10 protein-coding genes are annotated in these 19,102 nt (G+C 53.2%); 8 read left to right on the top strand and 2 right to left on the bottom strand.

The window, feature by feature from the left end:
- Positions 1 to 226: 226 nt before the first annotated feature.
- The gene (locus JW953_14580) at positions 227 to 1,954 is read left to right on the top strand and encodes a radical SAM protein (GenBank protein ID MBN1993923.1); all 1,728 of its coding nucleotides are present in this window, start codon (positions 227 to 229) and stop codon (positions 1,952 to 1,954) included.
- A 115-nt stretch (positions 1,955 to 2,069) separates the two neighbouring features.
- Here the strand turns inward: JW953_14580 and JW953_14575 are convergent, their stop codons facing one another.
- On the bottom strand, positions 2,070 to 2,438 hold the full coding sequence (locus JW953_14575) for a roadblock/LC7 domain-containing protein (GenBank protein MBN1993922.1): 369 nt from the start codon (positions 2,436 to 2,438) through the stop codon (positions 2,070 to 2,072).
- 503 nt (positions 2,439 to 2,941) lie between these two features.
- Positions 2,942 to 5,065, bottom strand: a complete 2,124-nt coding sequence (gene mrdA, locus JW953_14570; protein ID MBN1993921.1) for a penicillin-binding protein 2 — start codon at positions 5,063 to 5,065, stop codon at positions 2,942 to 2,944.
- Positions 5,066 to 5,258: 193 nt separating this feature from the next.
- On the opposite strand from mrdA, the gene JW953_14565 reads away from it, so the two are divergent.
- The 7 genes from JW953_14565 to JW953_14535 all read left to right on the top strand — a co-directional run.
- Positions 5,259 to 8,957, top strand: coding sequence for a GAF domain-containing protein (locus JW953_14565; protein ID MBN1993920.1), 3,699 nt, complete (start codon positions 5,259 to 5,261; stop codon positions 8,955 to 8,957).
- Positions 8,958 to 8,968: 11 nt separating this feature from the next.
- Positions 8,969 to 9,913 carry an ADP-ribosylglycohydrolase family protein gene (locus tag JW953_14560; GenBank protein MBN1993919.1) on the top strand — a complete coding sequence of 315 codons (945 nt, stop codon included), beginning with the start codon at positions 8,969 to 8,971 and terminating at the stop codon, positions 9,911 to 9,913.
- Positions 9,914 to 10,008: 95 nt separating this feature from the next.
- Positions 10,009 to 12,339 (top strand): hypothetical protein, encoded by a 2,331-nt coding sequence (locus tag JW953_14555; protein MBN1993918.1) that lies wholly within the window; start codon positions 10,009 to 10,011, stop codon positions 12,337 to 12,339.
- Positions 12,336 to 14,927 carry a hypothetical protein gene (locus tag JW953_14550; protein MBN1993917.1) on the top strand — a complete coding sequence of 864 codons (2,592 nt, stop codon included), beginning with the start codon at positions 12,336 to 12,338 and terminating at the stop codon, positions 14,925 to 14,927. The genes JW953_14555 and JW953_14550 overlap by 4 nt, the downstream gene beginning before the upstream one ends.
- Positions 14,928 to 15,044: 117 nt before the next feature.
- On the top strand, positions 15,045 to 16,763 hold the full coding sequence (locus JW953_14545) for an AAA-like domain-containing protein (GenBank protein ID MBN1993916.1): 1,719 nt from the start codon (positions 15,045 to 15,047) through the stop codon (positions 16,761 to 16,763).
- Entirely contained in the window at positions 16,760 to 18,781 is a 2,022-nt protein-coding gene (locus tag JW953_14540) for an AAA-like domain-containing protein (GenBank protein MBN1993915.1), read from the top strand. The genes JW953_14545 and JW953_14540 overlap by 4 nt, the downstream gene beginning before the upstream one ends.
- Positions 18,782 to 18,861: 80 nt before the next feature.
- Positions 18,862 to 19,102 (top strand): hypothetical protein (locus tag JW953_14535; GenBank protein MBN1993914.1); only part of this gene is annotated, 241 nt, incomplete at its 3' end.

The following is a 19,102-nucleotide window of genomic DNA, read 5'->3' as shown; positions in this document are numbered from 1 at the left end:
TTGGGCAAGCTATCAGTTTATCACCTTTTCCGTTAATTGTGAATACCACTACATCTCGTGGTTTCCTCGGAAAATACCAAAGAACCATGTTCTTGACCATTACAATTTTCTTCTATATTAACCTAAACAGCCTGACCGCAGAACGCAGTTGGGCCGTTTGCTTTTAAATTTAACCCCATTATAATTTATTTTTTATAGGGTTGACTATAAAAATTCCGGCATATATATGAAACAAATCTATCGTTATATTGACCAGGCCCACAAAATCATCAGCCAAGAAGAGGGTGTCATCGGCAAAGATTGGGGGGGCAAATTGCCCGTGGCCCTGGTCTGGCCCAATACCTACCGGCTGGGGATGAGCAGCCTGGCTTTGCACATCCTCTACCGGCTGTTCAACGATGAACCGGATGTGGTCTGTGAGCGAGTTTTTTGGGGCTACCAACACCCTCCCCGGCCCAACGAGCCGGTGATGTCCCTGGAATCGCAGCGGCCATTGGACGAATTTGCGGCCGTAGCCTTCACCATCTCCTACGAGATGGACTATTTTAACGTTATTCACCTGCTGCGCCGGGCGGAATTTCCTCTGTTTGCCGCAGAACGAGACGAAAATTGGCCGCTATTAATTGCGGGTGGTCCGGCGGTGTATACCAATCCAGAACCGCTGGCCGAGATCTTTGACGCCTTTGCCATTGGCGAGGGAGAAGGCATTGTGCCGCCCCTGCTCGACGCCCTGTGGGACGTCAACGATGCTCCTCGCCCCGAAGCCTATCGGCGACTGGCTCAGATTGACGGCCTTTACGTGCCGACCCTCAACAATGGACCGGTGGCCCGGGTGTGGATAAAGGATATTGAGACAACTCCCACCACCACCCAAATTTACAGTGACCAGACCGAGTTTGGCGACCGCACCCTGATTGAAATTGCGCGAGGCTGTGGTCGAGGCTGCCGTTTTTGTATGGCGGGTTACGTTTATCGCCCCATGCGCGAGATGCACCTGGACACCATTTTGTCGGTAGCCCAACACGCCCTCAAACACCGCGGCCGGATTGGCCTGGTCAGCGCCGCGGTGAGCGACCATAGCTGGATTGACCAGATTGCCCTTGAACTGCGCAAAATGGGCGCGCGGTTGAGCGCTTCCTCCATGCGGGTTGATCCCATCAGCGAGCCACTTATCAAAGGATTGGCCGAAAGCGGCAACCAAACCTTAACCATCGCGCCCGAAGCGGGCAGTGTGCGAATGCGTCAAGTAATCAACAAGCCCCAGGCGGACGCCCAGATTTTGCGCGCGGTAGAGTTGGCGGCCAAATATAATTTCCCTCGGTTAAAGATGTATTTTATGATCGGCCAACCCACGGAAACCGAAGCAGATGTAGAGGCCATTGCCCGGATGGTCCTGGTCGCGCGCAAAATCTTCCCCCGTCACATCACTATCAATGCCACTCCATACGTGCCCAAAAGCCACACGGCCTTTCAATGGGCCGCCATGATGCCGGTGGAAACCCTGGAAGCACGGCTCAAATATTTGCAGGAGCAACTCCAGCCTTACGGCATTACCGTGCGCAGCGACAGTCCGGCCTGGGCAGCGGTAGAGGGAGTGCTGGCTCGCGGCGACCGGCGCCTGGGCCGGGTGCTGGCGCGGATGAAACAGACCAGTCTACGCGAGTGGCAACGCGCCCTCAACGCCGAGGGTTTGAGCCAGGCGGACTATTTACGGGAACGGTCGTTGGAGGAGGCGTTGCCCTGGGAGGTAGTCAACACCGGGGTGCGCCAAGCCTTTTTCACCTGGGATTTGCGCCGGGCGCTGCGGAACAACCTATCGCCGGCCTGCCCGCCGGCAGGCTGCTTAAAATGCAATGCTTGCGATGAGGCCTGGGCTTTTAGACCTGACTATGCAGAAACGCTTGGCCCCAACCTGGGGGCTTATGGAGATAATTTTATTCCTCTGGAACCCTAAAACGAAGATAGTTAAGGGCCGGGCTAAAACCGACTTCTTAGCCCCAAAATTCAAAGGCAAAACAAAAGCCGTCCACAATAGGGTGGACGGCTTTATTTTTTCAACCAATAAAATATTAAACCAGTTTGGCCAGATCCTCAGCGGCGCGTTTCATATCCAGAAAAATAAGTCCCAACTTGGCATCGCCGCGGGCCAACGAGGTTAACACGGCTTCCTCACCAATAGACATCAAAATTACGTAACCGTGATCGCCCCGGATGTAAACCTGGTCCAGAGTCCCACGTCCCAATTCGCTGGCAATTCTCTCACCCAGAGAGAGCATAGCGGCTGACATGGCCGATACCCGGTCCTCCTCAACGTCGGCCGGGAGTGAAGAAGCCATAATCAAACCGTCCACGCTCACCACGGCTGAAGCTTCAATGTCGGCGGTTCCGGCCTGTAAATCCCGCAAACGGGCTACCATTTGTTCTGTACGAGATGCCATTCTTGTGCGTCTCTCCTTTCAAAGGTTGCTTTAACCTTGTTTGGCGCATCATGCAAAGAGTTTTAAGGTAAGGTGGAATCATAATAGCACAAGTAAAACACTCTGTCAATGTGCCTACAAATATATTGTTAAGCCCAAAAATTCGGGGGAATACCTGCAAAAAATAGAAAGTGGGGCAAAAAACTCGACATAAAGGATTAATTTAAGTCCTATCCCTAATTTTTTAGCCATAAATTAAAGAGGTGGGGAGACAGCCCATCTTGGTAAATATTAACCGGATTTTATGTCACCTCATTGAAATATTAGATTTTTTAGCGACTCATTGGATTCAAAATTTTAAGCAACGCGCTCGTTTGAGAGCGTCCCCCAAAAGGATGCAACTTGTTCTTCTGCTTTGGGCAGGTGCATGCCAAAATTTTGGCGATAGGGACAGGATACTGTCCTCTTCTTACCCTCTGGCCTAAAAATGGACCAGGCCCTTTGGCAACCAAAAAGATGGTGAACTAAGCCTCCCTTTCCCACTCAAAAAAGGCCTCCACCACCTGCCTAAACAAAGGCGCCGCTTCTTTTGAACCTTCGCCGGCGTGCTCCAAAACAACGGCAATAGCCACGCGGGGGTTCTGAGCAGGGGCATAACCGGCAAACCAGGCGTGCGGCTCCTCCTGGCCCGATTCAGAGGTGCCGGTTTTGCCGGCCACCGTGTAAGTAATTCCTTCAAACGCAGCGCGGGCCGTGCCGCGTGCTCCGCTGACCACGGCTTCCAGACTGCCGCGGATAAGGGCCAGATTTTCAGGCGAAAGCGGCAGCGTACCCACCTCTTCCGGCCCAAAAACCTGCTCGCTGCCCGCCACGTTAACAATCCGGTCAATAAGACGCGGTTTTAACAACCGGCCGCCGTTGCCTATGGCCGCCAGCAGCCGAGCAACTTGCAGGGGAGTGGCCAACACGTACCCCTGGCCAATGGCCGAATTGACCGCATCGCCAGTAAATAGAGGTTCGTTGAATTTAGCCTGTTTCCAGGCGTTGTCTGGAACAACGCCCGCACTTTCGGCCACGCCTGCAATATCGGTTGGCGCGCCCAGGCCAAAAGCGCGGGTCAAATCAGGCAGCAATTGAGGGTCTTGTTGGTGCAAAGCCAGGCCAATGTTGTAAAAAACCACGTCACAACTTTGGGTTAAACCCTCAATTAAAGTAATCTGGCCATGACCCTGCTCCAGCCAGCATTTTTTGACAAACTCTTTACCCAAACCGACCCACTCACCCGTGCAAACAAAGGTATCGTCAGGTTTGAGGCCAAGCTTTTCCAGGGCGGCGCTGATAGTGACAATTTTAAAAATAGAACCGGGGGGATAAAGTCCCTGCGTAGGCCGGTTAACCAGGGGCCGGGTTGCATCGGTGTACAGATCTGCCCAGGCCTCAACATCAAAGCCGGTGGTGAACACAGCCGGTTTAAAACGGGGATAGCTGGCCAGGGCGTGGATGGCCCCGGTCTGCGGGTCCATCACCACAATCGCGCCCAGGCGCTCGCCTAATAAATGCTCTACCGTGGCCTGAAAAATTGTGTCAAGGGTAAGATAAACGCTGCTGCCGGCCTGGGTTGGCACAGCGGCAATTTCTGAAATCACCTGTTGGGGGTGGGAAAGAGTGACCAATCGCCCGCCGCGCTGGCCGGCCAGCGCCGGCTCGGCCCAGCCCTCAACCCCGGCTAAACCTACCAGATCGTCTTCCCGATAACCCTGCGCCAGGTATTCTTGTCGGCGCTCCGCCGGAATGGCCCCCATATAACCAATAATATGCGCCGCCGTCTGGCCGTCGTTATAGGTGCGCACCTCATGCGCCCGGCGCTCTACTCCGGCCAGATTGTTTAAGAGATGATCGTATTCCAGGCTGGTTTCAAAGGTGATGTCGGCAATAGGCACAAACCAATCGGGGCGGGCGGCGGCGATGGCCGCTTCAATTTTACCCCGTTCAACTTTGGTAATCCGCGCCAGGCGATCAATAACAGAGTCACTTTTTCCCAGGTATTGGGGCACTACCCCCACCGTAATCATCTGGCCCTGGGTAGCCAGGGCATGAAAGTTTTTGTCGTAAATGTTGCCCCGCCCTGGCTGTTCACTTAATAAGGCCAAACTCACCCCTTCGCCTAACTGGGGCAGCACCAGGGTGGGTTGCCACTCTACTCCCCAACGTTCTGCCGCAAAGCTAAGGTTCATCTGATTGTCGGCCACAATCGGGCCAAACCGCTCGGTTTGCCAGGTAGTTCTGAAAGTAGCCGAAGCCTGACCCTGATGATGCAACAGCGACTGCAACTGCACCTCAACCTGAATAACCGTAGCTTCGGCCAGGGCATAGCCATAAAACGCCTGGAATTGCTCCTGGTTAATCCGCAGTTGAGAATCCGGCGTTAAAAGATTGTACATAGTGGCGTAATCCCCGGCGCTCCAGGCCGCCAGATAAGCCTGGGCCACGCCATCGGCGCTGGGGAGAGGGGTAGGCGTGGGGGTGGGAAAAGGGGTGATGCTTGGTTCGGCCGTAAGCGGTAAGGTTTCGGCGGCGCAGCCGCCAAGCAACAGCGTCACCCCCAACCCTTTCAGAAATACGCGGCGGGAATTTTTTATGTCTACCATACGCTAAATTATAGCATTGAGCCGGAAACGCGCAAAAAGAAAAAGTTACAAAAATGAGAAGAATGTCCCAAATCATACTTTGAACTCTCTCTTAAGGTGTGGTATCATAAAGAAGAAGGATTTTTTCATTCTCCGCGATTTCGGGTAGAATGGCTCCAGGAGGATGGGTAAGAGCCAACTTTCCAGACCAGATATGAGTAGATTTTCGATCCTTATCATCAACAATCACCTCACGGTTACGGCGGCTATCACTCAGGCGGTGGGTCAACATCTGGATGACTACCGTCTAACTATCCTCCAAGACATTGCCGAAACCGTTGACCAGACGGAAACAGCAGATCTCATTCTCCTCGACCTCTCCCAATTATCAGACAATTTGTCAGACAATATCACTGACCGGCTGGCCTCGGTAAGGGCAGTTTATCCTGAGACCTCCCTCATCCTGCTGCGCCAGGTATCAGCCGAAGACGTTTGGCACGAAGACAAGGTATTATTGGCTGCCCTCGCGGCCGGGGCAGATGATTATGTGTCTCTCAACAGAGCCGGCCTCCTGACCCTGGGACGACGCATAGCCCGGCTGCAAAATGAATGGCAACAACACCACACCGAAGAATTTCCCGACCTGCCCCTGGGCGAACCGCTTGATAGAGCCTTGGCCAGCAACACTTCGCCGTTGGCGGTGCAAGTCATTGGCCCGGATGACCGGGTGCGCACCTGGAATCGAACGGCAGAAATATTATTTGGGGTCAAGCGCGAACAGGTTAGGGGCCGCCGGGTAGAAAATTTACCCCTATCCCCGGAAAACTTGAGCCGGTTGAAAGATATTTTAGATCAGGCCCGGATAACGGGGGAACCGTTCTCTATTTCCAACTATCCCTTCGAAGACCCGCACCGGGAAACACGCTGGATTCGGGCGCACGTTTACCCGCTCCGGCAAAATCCGCTCACCTCTGTGGCCGAAGTGTGCATCATCAGCACCGATCTCACCGACCTCAAACAGGCAGAAATACAAACCTGGCGCTACAACCAAGAATTGCAAATCTTGCTGGAAACCAGCCACGAATCTTCCAAACATCTGGATTTGCAGCGCACTTTAGAGCAATTCATTGACCAAACCAAAACCTTGCTCAATGCCGATAACTGCTGTGTTTATTTTTTGGAAAAAGACAATAAAACACTGCGCCCGGCGCTGGCCACCGGCCCCATGTCGGAACAGATTCGCACTTCTCCGCTGATGCTGGGCCAGGGTGTTATTGGCGCCGGCGCTGCCGGCGGCAAAACCGTAATGCTTAATGCTGCCGGCGAAGCAGGCAAGATGGCTAACAACTCTCAAATCGAAACCCCTTACTCTGATAAGCAACATTTATTATACGCTCCTCTGACCGCGCTCAACGGCATGATTGGGGTGATGGTGGTCAATCGCCATCGCGCTGCTTTTGAGGAAGAAGATGTGCGCTTTTTTGAAAACCTGGTGCAGCAAGGCTCAACGGCCATTAACAACGCTCGCCTTTTTGAGGAAACGCATCGCAATTTAAATGAACTGGCTATCCTCTACGAAGCCAGCGCCGCCATTTCAACCATTTGGAATACCCAGACGGTGTTGAATACCCTTATTGAACAAATGGTGTATGCGCTGAATATGAGCAGCGGCTACATAGCCGGTTGGGATAAAGCCCGGAACACCGGCATCATTCGGGCCACTTTTGCCATTAATAAAACTTCTGCTCAAGAAAATGAGCTTGAATTGGGTTCAACGTTTGATCTTGAACAACGTCCAACGCTGCTAACCGCCATCAGCCAGCAACGGCCAACAGTGTTTCAATTGAGCAATCCCCTGCTCAATCAAACTGAACGCCAAAATATGGAACAGCATGGCTGCCGGTCTCTCTTGCTGATGCCTTTAGTGGCCAAGGGCGATACCATTGGCTGGACAGAACTATGGGAAACTCGTGAGGAGCGTATTTTCACCGCCGACGAAGTACGCCTGGCCCGCGCTTTGGCCAACCAGGTGGCGGTGGCCCTGGAAAATGCGCGATATGTAAAACAAACCCAACAAACCCTGGAAGAAACAACCGCCCTTTATCAAGTGGCCAGCGCCTTAACCAGCACCCAAGACTCTCATACCATTATGAGCACCGTGCTACGGGAATATTTGAATGTACTGAACCTGAAGCAGGGCAGCGTGCTTATTTTTGACTTTGAAAACCGGTGCAGCGTTGTTAAAGCTTATATTCAAGATAGGCAAATTCCAACTTCTACCAAGAAAAAAGGAAAAACAGGCAGCCTGGAAGGACGACAGATTCCCCTGGCTAAAAATCCAATTTATGAGCGCCTGATGAGAACACACCGGCCGGTGAAGATTGAAGATACGCAAGCAGCCTGGCTTACCCGTGACCCGGACTCTCCCGACAGCATTGGGGGTGGTTGGGCCGGCGCAGGCGCGCTTTCGATGGTGGTGATCCCTATTCAAATCCGGGAAGAAATTGTGGGCGCGCTCATTGCCGAGGATACCCGCCACAAACGAATTTTTGACGAGCGAGAAATTTCGCTAGGACAAACCATGGCCGACCAGCTTGGCGTAGCCTTGCAAAATGCCCAACTTTACGAGCTAGAATTTAAGCGCCGCCAGCAAGCCGAAACCCTGCGCGAAGTTTCCTTTGCCGTTAACACCAGCCTTAACCTGAACGAAGTATTGACCCGCATTATGGACCAACTGGGCCGGGTAGTTAAATATGACCGCGCCGCGATTCAATTAATCGAAGGCAACTCGCGGCGCATTATTGCCCAACGAGGGTTTCCCCAGCCGGAACAAGTTATTGGCTTAACCTTTCCGACAAAACTAAACCCCGATCAACCCGAAACGGTTGTGTTTGATACGCACGAGCCGCTGGTGCTGGGCCAGGCCGCGGAAGCTTACGATACCTTCAGGAAACCCCCCTTTGATTATATCCAGTCCTGGATGGGTATCCCTTTGGTGGCCCGCGACAAGGTGATTGGCTTGATCAGCATTGGCCAGGCCGAAACCAATGCCTACCAGGAAGAAGACGTGCAATTGGCCATGGCCTTTGCCAACCAGGTCGCCGTGGCCGTGGAGAATGCCCGCCTGTATGAACTTGAAGTGCGCGAGCTGGAAAGCGAACTGGAGATTGCGCACGGCATTCAAGAAACCCTATTGCCCCAATTTGTGCCTCAAGTGGCCGGTTTGCAAATTTCCGGGCGCAGCCTGCCCGCGCGCCAGATAGGCGGCGACTTTTTCCACTTTTTTGCCGTAGGGGAAGACCAGCTAGGCGTGGCCATTGGCGACGTGAGCGGCAAGGGCATCCCCGCTGCGCTCTACATGGCCGCCGCCATCACGGCCATTGACACCAAAATCAACGACGGCCTGGCCCCCGCCGAGTTACTCAATCACCTGAATTATACGCTCTACAACCGGCTCCAGGAAAACAAAATGAACATCGGCCTGCAAATTGCCACCTTTATCCCGCTGGCCCCACCCAACGGCGCCAACACCGAAGAAGCCAGGGGCAGTTTGATGACGGTCAGCAGCGGCGGCATGATTGCCCCCATTGGGGCCACGGTGCATGGCTGTCGCTATCTGCCGGTAAGCGGCTTTCCCATAGGCTCGTTCTCGCCGGAGCAAAGCTATCACGAAGACATGTTTCTGCTAGACCCCTTTACCACCATCATCTTCACCAGCGACGGCATTGTGGAAGCCCAAAACAAAAACGGCGAGCTTTTTGGCTTTGACCGCCTTGAACACACCATTAACGAAATCATCAGCGTGCGCGACGCCGAGACCATCGCCGAGCACATCATCCAAAAGGCTACGGATTTTATAGCCGAAGCTGAACAGGGCGATGATATGACCGTGGTGGTGGTGGTGAAAACGTAGGAGAGAATTGGATGCAAACGGCTGGTGGGTCAAACAATATGCAGCATAGATTTTACGGCTGTTTGTTGGGCCTGGCCTGTGGCGACGCGCTGGGCACTACCGTTGAGTTCAAACCACGCGGCACATTTGCCCCCCTCACCGATCTGGTGGGCGGCGGCCCGTTCAACTTAAAAGCGGGCGAGTGGACGGATGACACCTCAATGGCCTTATGCCTGGCCACCAGCCTTTTAGAGAGCAACGGCTTTAATCCCCGCGACCAAATTGAGCGTTATTGTCGCTGGTGGAGGGAAGGCTATCTCAGCAGCAACGGGATTTGTTTTGACATTGGCAACACCGTTAGCCAGGCCCTGCGGCATTATCGCGCTACCAACAACGCCTATAGCGGCTCAACCGATCCCCACACCGCCGGGAACGGCTCTATTATGCGCCTGGCGCCGGTGCCCATGTATTTTGTGGAAGACCTCTCCAGCGTGATCCATTTTTCCGGCGAAAGCTCGCGCACCACCCACGGCGCCCCGGAAGCCGTTGATGCCTGCCGTTTGTTTGGCCTGATGATCGCGCTGGCCCTGCGCGGCGAATCCAAAGAGAGTATTCTTTTCGATCATCAATTCTCCACCTTGACGGATTTAAAGCTCGCACCGGCTATTCACCCTATTGCTCAGGGCAGTTACCGAACCAAACAAGCCGCAGACATTCGGGGCAGCGGCTATGTGGTGGCCAGCCTGGAGGCGGCTTTGTGGTGTTTTCTTAACTCAACAAATTACCGGGAGGCTGTGCTTCTGGCCGCCAACCTGGGCGACGACGCCGACACCACCGCCGCCGTGTGCGGCCAAATTGCCGGAGCCTTTTACGGCCTGGCCGGTATTCCTCCAGAATGGCTGGCCAAACTGGCCATGAGAACCGACATTGAAAATCTGGCCGGTCAACTCTACCAAAAACGTTATCAATCCGGCTAAGGCCCCATCCCATTCCTCCACCCATAGATTGCCCCTTTTTTACACCAAAGTTAAAATAAACCCATGACCTCATGCAAAAACGGAGCTTTATAATTTTGAACCTCACCGGCAAACGGCTGGCTTCTATTTTTCTCTGGACCTTTGCGGTTCTTTTTATCCTGCTGGGCCTGGGCTACGATACCCTGACCCCCATCTTTGAAAATTCCGACGAGACCTTGCACTATCCGTATGTCAAACACCTGGCCGATGGTAAAGGCTTGCCCCTGGCCTTGCCCGGCCAATTATGGAACCAGGAGGGCACGCAGCACCCGCTCTATTACGCCATTGTTGCCGCCAGCACCTTTTGGATCAACAGCGACAACCTGTCTGAGCATCTACAACTTAATCCCCACTGGCTCTTTTCCGATGTGCGCGCCCTGATCAACGACAACCAAAATTTGGTATTGCACGGCCCCATGGACGCTTTCCCCTATCGCCGCGCAGCCCTGGCCATCCACCTTGGCCGTTGGTGGAGCCTGGCCTTTGGTCTATTGACGGTTGTTTGCGCCTTTTTACTGGCCCGCCATCTCTTCCCCCACAGCCTTCCTTTGGCCGTCACCGCCACGGCCCTCACCGCCCTCAATCCGCAATTTATCCGTGTCTCTGCCACCGTCAGCAACGACAGCCTTTCCGCTGCCCTGTCCACCCTGGCCGTCCTGCTGGCCTTCAAATTTACCGAACCGGGAAAATGGGCCAAGCGCAAGTCACAAATCTCAGTTCGCAATTCACCATTCACAATTCACAATTCACAATTAATCCCCCCTCTTCTCCTGGGCCTGCTCACCAGCCTGGCCTTGTTGACCAAACTCAGCAGCGTGACCACGCTACTTCTGGTCGCCTTTATTGTTTTTTTGCGCTTGTTCTTTTTGGGCCAAATCCACCAATCGCCTTTAAAAGTTGTTGGCCGCTGGCTGGCGATCATAACCGTTGTCACCATCGTTCTCACCGGTTGGTGGTTTTGGCGCAACTACCAACTCTACGGCGAATGGCTGGCCACCGAAACCCATCTCAACCTGGCCGGGCGGGCCGACCTTTCGCTGTTTGAAGTATGGCAGCTACGGGCCGAAGCGGAACGGGCCTACTGGGCCACTTTTGGCTGGGGCCAGATCCGCCCGCCGGAATGGGTCTTCCGCCTGCTGTTTTGGTTTGCGCGCGTCGGACTGGTTGCGTTACTGCCGGCTTTGTTGATCAAACTGGTCCAGGGCCATCAATCAAAACCGCTGCCGCTAAACCTGGGGCACATCAATTTTGAAAAAACCGTCATCCTGCTGCTCTGGGCGGCGCTCAACCTGATTCTCTACTTGCGCTGGGTGATGGAAGTTGGGTCGGTGTCTCATACCCGGCTCATGTATCCGGCTATTGCCGCTATCTCGCTGCTGCTGGCCCTGGGTTGGCACGCGCTCTTGCCGGCGCGTTTGGGGCAATGGTTCAGCGGCCTGGTAACAGCGCTGCTCTTGGCCCTCAACATCTACAGCCTGGGTTGGCTGCTCTATCCGGCCTTCAGGCCCGTCAACGAGAGCGCCCTTTCTGCCGCCGCTTCAGCGCTGCCCGCTTCGCTTGACCTGGCCTTTTTGGATAGCCTAAAATTGGTCCAAGGGCAGGTTGTTTCTCAAAATAATGCTTCCGGCGCCAAACCCCAAGCCACTCAAGGTGATACCGTGCTGGTCAGCGCCCACTGGCAGGTGCTGGCCCCAATGGATAAAAACTACAGCGTGGCCGCCGTTCTCCTGGCCCCCGACGGCAGCGTTCTGGCCCGGCGAGAAACTTATCCGGGCCTGGGCCTGCGGCCAACGCGCTACCTCCACCCCGGCGACTCTTTTGTAGACGTTTACCCCCTCGCCCTCAACGTTGACGTGCCCGAACCCATCGTCGCCAGAGCGGTGGTCAACGTGTTTGATTATAACTCCGATACGCGGGCCGGCTTTCCGGCGCTGGACGCCACCGGCCAAACCGTCACCCCTGTGGTGGGCCATCTTAAAATCACGCCCAAAAACTGGCCCAACTACCAACCGTCCCGGCCGGTTCGCGTCAACTTCAACCAACTCATCACTCTCATCGGCTACCACTTTACGCCCGCTACCTCAACCCTTACCCTCTATTGGCAATCGCAAAACCCGGCCCCAACCGATTACGTTGTTTTCATCCACCTTCTCGACGCCAACGGCAAGGTTATATCCCAGGCCGACGCCCCGCCAACCCATAACGCCTACCCCACCCGTTGGTGGTCGCCCGGCGAAGTGGTGGCCGACAGGCGCGCCCTGCCGGTTTCTCCCCATACCGCCGCCCTGCGCCTGGGCCTGTACGACCTTGATTCCGGCCGGCGGCTGAACATTACCGCTTCCACCCTCCCTACCCGGGACAACAGCGTGGAGATCAAACTGCCGTGAAAAAACAACAAGCCGGCCGGCCAGCAAACAACAAACTTGTCCCTGCCCTCATCCGCCGCCATCCCAGCCTCTCTCTGGCCTTGCTCATCTACCTTTTCCTCGCCTCTTCCTACTTCTTCATTGTGCCCATTTTTGAAGGGCCGGACGAATGGACCCACACCGGCCATGTCAAATACATCGCCGAGGGCAATGGCCTGCCGGTAATGCTGCCGGGAAAGGGCATTTGGGGCGGGCAGCAGCCGCCCCTCTACTACACCATTGGCGCCCTACTGATACAACCCTTTGAGTTGGACGGCGTGGCCGAATACGAAACAGAGCGCCGGAATCCGCACGCCTCTATCGGCTATGCCCTGGACCCCGGCAACAAAAACAACTACCTCCACCCCTCCACCGAAAGTTTTCCCTATCGCGGCCTGGCTCTCACCGTTCACGTTTTGCGCCTTTACTCAATGTTGTTTGGGGTTATCGCCATTATCTTTACTTACCTCACAGCCCTGGAACTGTTCAACTACCAGGCCCAAAATACCGGGCCAACGGCCCGTTCTTCCCGATTCCGGCCCAATTCTCAAATCACAAATCGCAAATCACAAATCGCAAATCACAAGTCACAAGTCGCAAATCGCAAACCACTATTCACTATTCACCATTCGCCGTCTACAATTCCCAATTCACAGTTCACAATTCACAATTCACAGTTCACAATTCACAATTCACAATTCCCCACCCTCGTCGCTCTCTTTGTCGCCTGCCAGCCGATGTTCGCCTTTATCACCGCTTCGGTGGCCAATGAGCCGGCCAACATTGCGTTTTGCGCCGTCGGCCTGTGGCTGGCCCAACGTTATGTTCTCCACGGACCTACTCCCCATTGGGGCCGAGCCGCCGCCCTGGGGGTGACGCTGGGCCTGATTTCCCTATCTAAAATGACCGGCCTGGCCTTTGGCCTGGTGGCGGTGGAGGCCATATTGATAGTGGCTATAGCTACGCGAAAACAGCCGGGGGCCGCCCGCCTGCTCTGGCGGGATGGTTTGATCATCGGCTTCCTCTTTCTGGCCGTCGGCGGCTGGTGGTATTGGCGCAATTATCAGCTTTATCACGACTTCTTCCAGCAGGGTCTCTATAAAATCTACTTCAATGTTGATCCCCAACCCCTCACCCTCAACGATTTTCTCTACACCCTTTCCACCGGCGAGGTTTCTTTCTGGGCCACCTTCGGCTGGCTCAACATTGCCGCCCCGGAATGGGTGTACAGCGTTTACCGGATTATCAGCCGGATTGGACTGTTGGGCATCTTATTTATCGTTGTCCTAAAAATAACCGGGGACATGATCGGCAAACTGCAAGGCCGGACCGCAAAATTAGCCAAAAAACAACCAGCAACCCTTTCTACATTTTCCCTCTCTCCTCCCTCCTCTCTCCTCTCTCCTCTCTCCTCTCTCCTCTCTCCTCTCCTCCTCTCTCCTCTCCTCCTCCATCTTACCTTCCCCATCGCCCTGGCCTTTTCCCTCACCCGGCTGGTGGCCATTGAGGGCGGGATGCAGGGCCGCCAACTTTTGCCCGCGCTTGGCTCAATGGCCATTCTCATTGGCTGGGGGTGGTGGATGCTTACGCCCCAACCGTTTCGCCGGGCGGTTACAACCATTCTGAGTATCATCCTTTTGAGTATCGCCGTTTGGATGCCTTACGGCGTTGTGGCCCCGGCGTATATTCCGCCTCCGCTGCTCGCCGAAACAGACCTGCCTGCGGATTTGTCTCGCCTGGACCTGACCTATAACGATGAGCTAAAACTCATCGGGGTCGCCGTTGAGGCCAAAACGGCCCGTCCCGGCGAGCGCGTTAACGTGACGGCTTACTGGCAAGCCCTTAAACCAATGGACACCAACTACAGTGTCTTTGTCCACCTGGTTGGGCGCGACCATACCCCGGTGGGCCAAATGAACACCTATCCCGGCCTCGGCTTGCGCCCCACCACCACCCTGGCCCCCGGCCAAATTGTGCAAGACACCTACCCGGTGTTGGTCAACGGCGACAGCGCGGCCCCCACCCGGCTGCTGGTCAACCTTGGCCTGTTTGACTTTAACGAGCCGGGCCGTCCCGGCATCCAACCCGTCGCCCCCGACGGCAATCCGGCGCCGCCCACGGTGGGCCAACTTAAATTGGCGCCGGCGCGGTGGCCCTCTTACCCAAACCAGCCGCCGCTGGCCGAGTTTGCCGGCCACATCCGGCTGCTCGACACCAGCTTCCAAAATTGCCGGTCAAGCGACAATGATTGTCAAATCACCCTGGTCTGGTCGGCCCACGGCCGCCCCGCCGCCGACTACACCGTTTTTATCCAACTCTGGCGCAACGGCGAATTTAGCGCCGGTTTCGACAGCCCGCCCCTAAATAACAATTATCCCACCGGCCTGTGGGACGCCGGCGAGATCATCATTGACCCCCATCTATTGGACCTCTCCGCGCTGCCATCGGGCGAATACCGGGTGTTGGCCGGTCTTTATGATTTTTCCACCGGCGAGCGCCTGCCTGCCGCCCTAAACGGGGATACTTTGCCCGATAATGCCGTGGAGCTTAGCCCGATCAAGATCAGGTAACACCTTTTGACACCTCAATATCCCTTGCTTTGTTTTGCGAGATGTTTTATACTTGAGATAGGCTCCAATAAAACCAAGTATTGCCAATTGTTTTCTTATGGGGTGGGATGGAATTTTATGTCACATCGAGATGAAATAGAGGCACTCATTACGACCCATAAACGTCGGTTGCAAAAGCTTAAAGAGCAGCTTGCTTACGCGGGTCAATCGGCTGATCCCAAAATTTCTATGGAAATAGAAGATATTGAAACGCAAATAGCCGAATTACAGTCGAAACTGTCCGCCCGCCTCTTCATAGCCTACAAACGTAACACCAGCTCCGATCAAAAACTGGCCACCTATTTACACGAAACCCTGACCGCTCACGGCCACGAAGTTTTCATTGACCAAACCCTGCGCACTGGCGATGCCTGGCTAGAACAAATTGACCAACAAATCAAAGCCAGCGATTTTTTGATCGTGTTGCTATCCAAAGAGTCGGCAGACAGTGAAATGATCCAAGCCGAGGTTAATCGAGCCTACGAGTACCGCAAGCTGCAAGGTAAACCACACACCCTGCCGGTACGGCTGGCCTACGAAGGTTTGTTGCCCTATTCTATCGCCGCTCTTTTGAATCCCGTGCAATATGTGGTTTGGCAAAATGAAGCCGATAACAAAAACGTAGCCCGTGAAATCCTGGCTGCCGTCAAAGGCCAGTTGCCTCAACAAAAACCTATCCAAATTGAACCCGCAACCGAGGCAAACATTATCTCCGAAGATGGACGCCCGGTGGCTGACGATGAGCGTATCCAACCACCCCTGCCAGAGTTTGACCCCCGTTTTCTGGCCGAGTTAGAAGTCCCTGGCGGTGCAGTCAAGCTACGCGACAAACTATATATTGAACGTGAAGCCGACAAACACTTGAAACGGGAAATCGTGAAGTGGGGCGCTACTATAACGATCCGCGCCCCGCGTCAAACCGGAAAAATCTCATTACTGATGCGCGGCATTCGTGAGGCCCGCCAAAGTGGAGCCAAAGTGATTTCGCTGGATTTTCAGGGTTTTGGTCACGACCAGTTGGTTTCGTGTGATGTCTTCCTACGAGAATTTGCCGAAACGATGTGCCACGAACTTCGCCTCGATCCAGCAGATTTAGAAAAAGCCTGGCGGGGTTCGTTGGGCGCGCAAAACAAACTGACTTATTTTATGGAAGACTACATCCTGCCCGCCTTTGAAGGCCCTATCATTCTGGCGATGGATGAAGCGGACTGCCTGCTGCAAACCAATTTCTACCGGGACTTTTTCGGCCTGGTGCGCTCCTGGCACAACCGGCGGGCCAAGTATGAGACATGGGAAAAACTTAACATCGTGTTGGTCATTTCCACTGAACCTTACCTCTTGATTGAAGATGTCAATCAATCCCCCTTTAACGTAGGCCTCAAACTTGAGTTGGCCGATTTCAACGAGTCCCAAATGCAAGACCTTAATCAACGACACGGTTTGCCAGTGGCCGAGGAAAACTTTGGCCAATTCATGACCCTATTGCACGGCCACCCCTATCTCACCCGCAAAGCGTTTTATACCCTGCTCACCGAACGCCTGACCTGGGCTGACCTGATCCCCAAGGCGGCTACCGATAACGGCCCCTTTGGCGATCACTTGCGACGTCATTATTGGGGATTGCGAGATAAACCCGAGTTGAGAGCAGCGCTAAAACAAATCATCCGCGATCAGTGTTGTCCAGACGAAATGTCACTCTTTCGTTTGGTCAAAGCCGGTCTGATCAAGGGCAGTGGTGATGCCTATACCTGTCGTTGCGACTTGTACAGACAGTACTTTGAGGAAAAACTGTTGTGAGTACATCCTCCTCAAGAGCCTCTGATTTTTTTGTCGCTGGCGGCACTTTACGGCCCAACACTCCCTCCTATGTCGAGCGCCCCGCCGATAATGAACTGTTCGATTTGGCTCTAGCCGGTGAATTTTGCTACGTCCTCACTCCTCGCCAGATGGGTAAATCCAGTCTGATGATCCGCACGGCCCAACGTTTAAGCAAAAGGAAAATTCACACCGTCAAAATTGATCTAACTGAGATTGGTCTGGTCGAGATTGACGCTTGGTATCTGGGCCTGCTCACCGAACTAACCCGAGCCTTGAAACTGTCGGTTGACCCAGAAACCTGGTGGCAGGAACGGGCCTCACTGGGGCAAGTACAACGATTTATCAGCTTCCTACGGGGCATAATTCTGACAGAGGTCAAAGGACAGATCGTCATTTTCATTGATGAGATTGATACTACTCTCAACCTTGATTTTAGGGATGATTTCTTTGCCGCTATCCGGGCCATGTACAACGCCCGGGCCAGAGAACCGGAATTTGATCGTCTGACTTTTATTCTTCTCGGTGTGGCTTCTCCCCCAGATTTGATCAGAGACCATGCCCGAACGCCTTTTAATATTGGCCAGGCAATCACTCTACAAGACTTCAGCCAAGCCGATACCGTAGTATTACAGGCTGGCCTGGAAGCCATCTATCCAGATCAAAGCAAAACCATCTTTAACCGGATTTACTATTGGACCAACGGCCATCCTTATCTGACTCAAAAATTATGTCAGGTTGTAGCTACCGCCAGTGATGAGATTTGGACTGATCAAAGAATTGATGAGCTAGTAGAAAAACTATTTCTCACCAGAGAGGTCACTAAGGAGGCCAATTTAAAGTTTGTTCGGGATACGATTCTGAACCATCCTCAGCACAGGGAAATGCTTAAAATCTACCGCAAGGTATACAAAGGGAAACCCATTGCCCCTAACGAACAACTATCTACTCATAATCAGCTAAATTTGTCTGGCTTGGTTAAAGTAGAAAATGAACGTTTACATCTTCGCAATGAGGTCTATCGCCGCGTTTTCAATTGGGATTGGATCAAAGCGAATACACAGCGAGACTGGAGACTTATTGGGGCATATACTGGATTTATAGTAGCTGCACTAGCCTTTATTGTATCAGGCATTATCCTATGGCATGACTTTTTCTACATACCTAACTTAGCTCAAGAAGCTATGAAATATGATTTTCGTCATACAACAACCACTCCAATGGAACGAGTAAACCGTCTAGCTACATTATTTGAGCCGCATTATTTTCTTGGACAACAAGATTATCATTATGAAGCCCAAGAATTATTCTTTAACTTACAGACAAGTCAAGAGCAATTGGCCTTGTTCGATGTCAAAAGCGATAAAATTGTTGTTATTATCAAAGGGTTGTACGTAACGTTAGCAGATGTTGATAATAGCAATCATACCAGTCCACTTTTACAAAAAATGATTGGCTCTTTAGAAAAGCTTGATGAAACAGAAGAAGTAAAGCGTCTAAAAGATGAAATTGGCAGTTGGGTAGGTGGTCGGGATTCAGCCAAACAAAATGAATTCAATGCCGCACGAATCAAATATGACGAAGCTATTGACCTGAATGGGGAAAATCCTGCCGTACTATATGAAAGGGCCAGGGTATTGGTTGAACTAGCGCAATACCCCCAAGCTTTAAGCGATCTCGACCAAATCATGGCAATTGCTGGTAGAGTACCATCTCCTACAGCTACTGTGTCACCAACAATGTCTCAGACCCTGTTACTAGCAACTCCCACCCTTACAGATACAGTTGCTTCAACTCCAACCAGTACTCCAAAATCTACCAAGACACCCCTTACTACCCCCTTCCCCTTTACCAGAACAGTAACAGAAACGCTACAGCCCAACACCACATCTACATCTGTACCTACAGCAACACCCAAACCACTCTCAATCACTTCAAATTTTGCAACGACGGGGCAGATAGAAAATGCAGTTAGGAGTCTAATTAATAGTCAGATCTGATTAAGGTATTGGTCCATGCATCTGACTCGGAATATCCTAACCTGCGAAAAGTCAGAACACCCCTGCCCACAGGCGAAGCCTTGACCGTAGCCGTCAATCCTGCCAACCCCCTGGAAATACTGGCTGTTTTGAAAGACAAGGGCATTTACAAAACAGATAACGGCGGGATTGACTGGAAGCAGGTTTCTGATGATGGCTCCGCAGTCACCCTCCATTTTGCCACAGCAGACCCTAACGTAGTCTATGCCGGGGTCTACGGTTACATTTTACGTTCTGACGATGGAGGAGACACTTGGACGCCGTGGCAGATAAACGTAGGCA

This window comes from Anaerolineae bacterium (genome assembly GCA_016931895.1).
Taxonomy (GTDB): Bacteria; Chloroflexota; Anaerolineae; order 4572-78; family J111; genus JAFGNV01.
The sequence above is the reverse complement of the archived record's forward strand: the minus strand, read 5'-3'. Positions and strand labels throughout refer to the sequence as shown.

Excerpts from the sequence above, each read along its gene's own strand:
- JW953_14580 (MBN1993923.1), top strand. The coding sequence starts at position 227 with ATGAAACAAATCTATCGTTATATTGACCAGGCCCACAAAATCATCAGC.
- JW953_14575 (MBN1993922.1), bottom strand. The coding sequence starts at position 2,438 with ATGGCATCTCGTACAGAACAAATGGTAGCCCGTTTGCGGGATTTACAG.
- mrdA (MBN1993921.1), bottom strand. The coding sequence starts at position 5,065 with ATGGTAGACATAAAAAATTCCCGCCGCGTATTTCTGAAAGGGTTGGGG.
- JW953_14565 (MBN1993920.1), top strand. The coding sequence starts at position 5,259 with ATGAGTAGATTTTCGATCCTTATCATCAACAATCACCTCACGGTTACG.
- JW953_14560 (MBN1993919.1), top strand. The coding sequence starts at position 8,969 with ATGCAAACGGCTGGTGGGTCAAACAATATGCAGCATAGATTTTACGGC.
- JW953_14545 (MBN1993916.1), top strand. The coding sequence starts at position 15,045 with ATGTCACATCGAGATGAAATAGAGGCACTCATTACGACCCATAAACGT.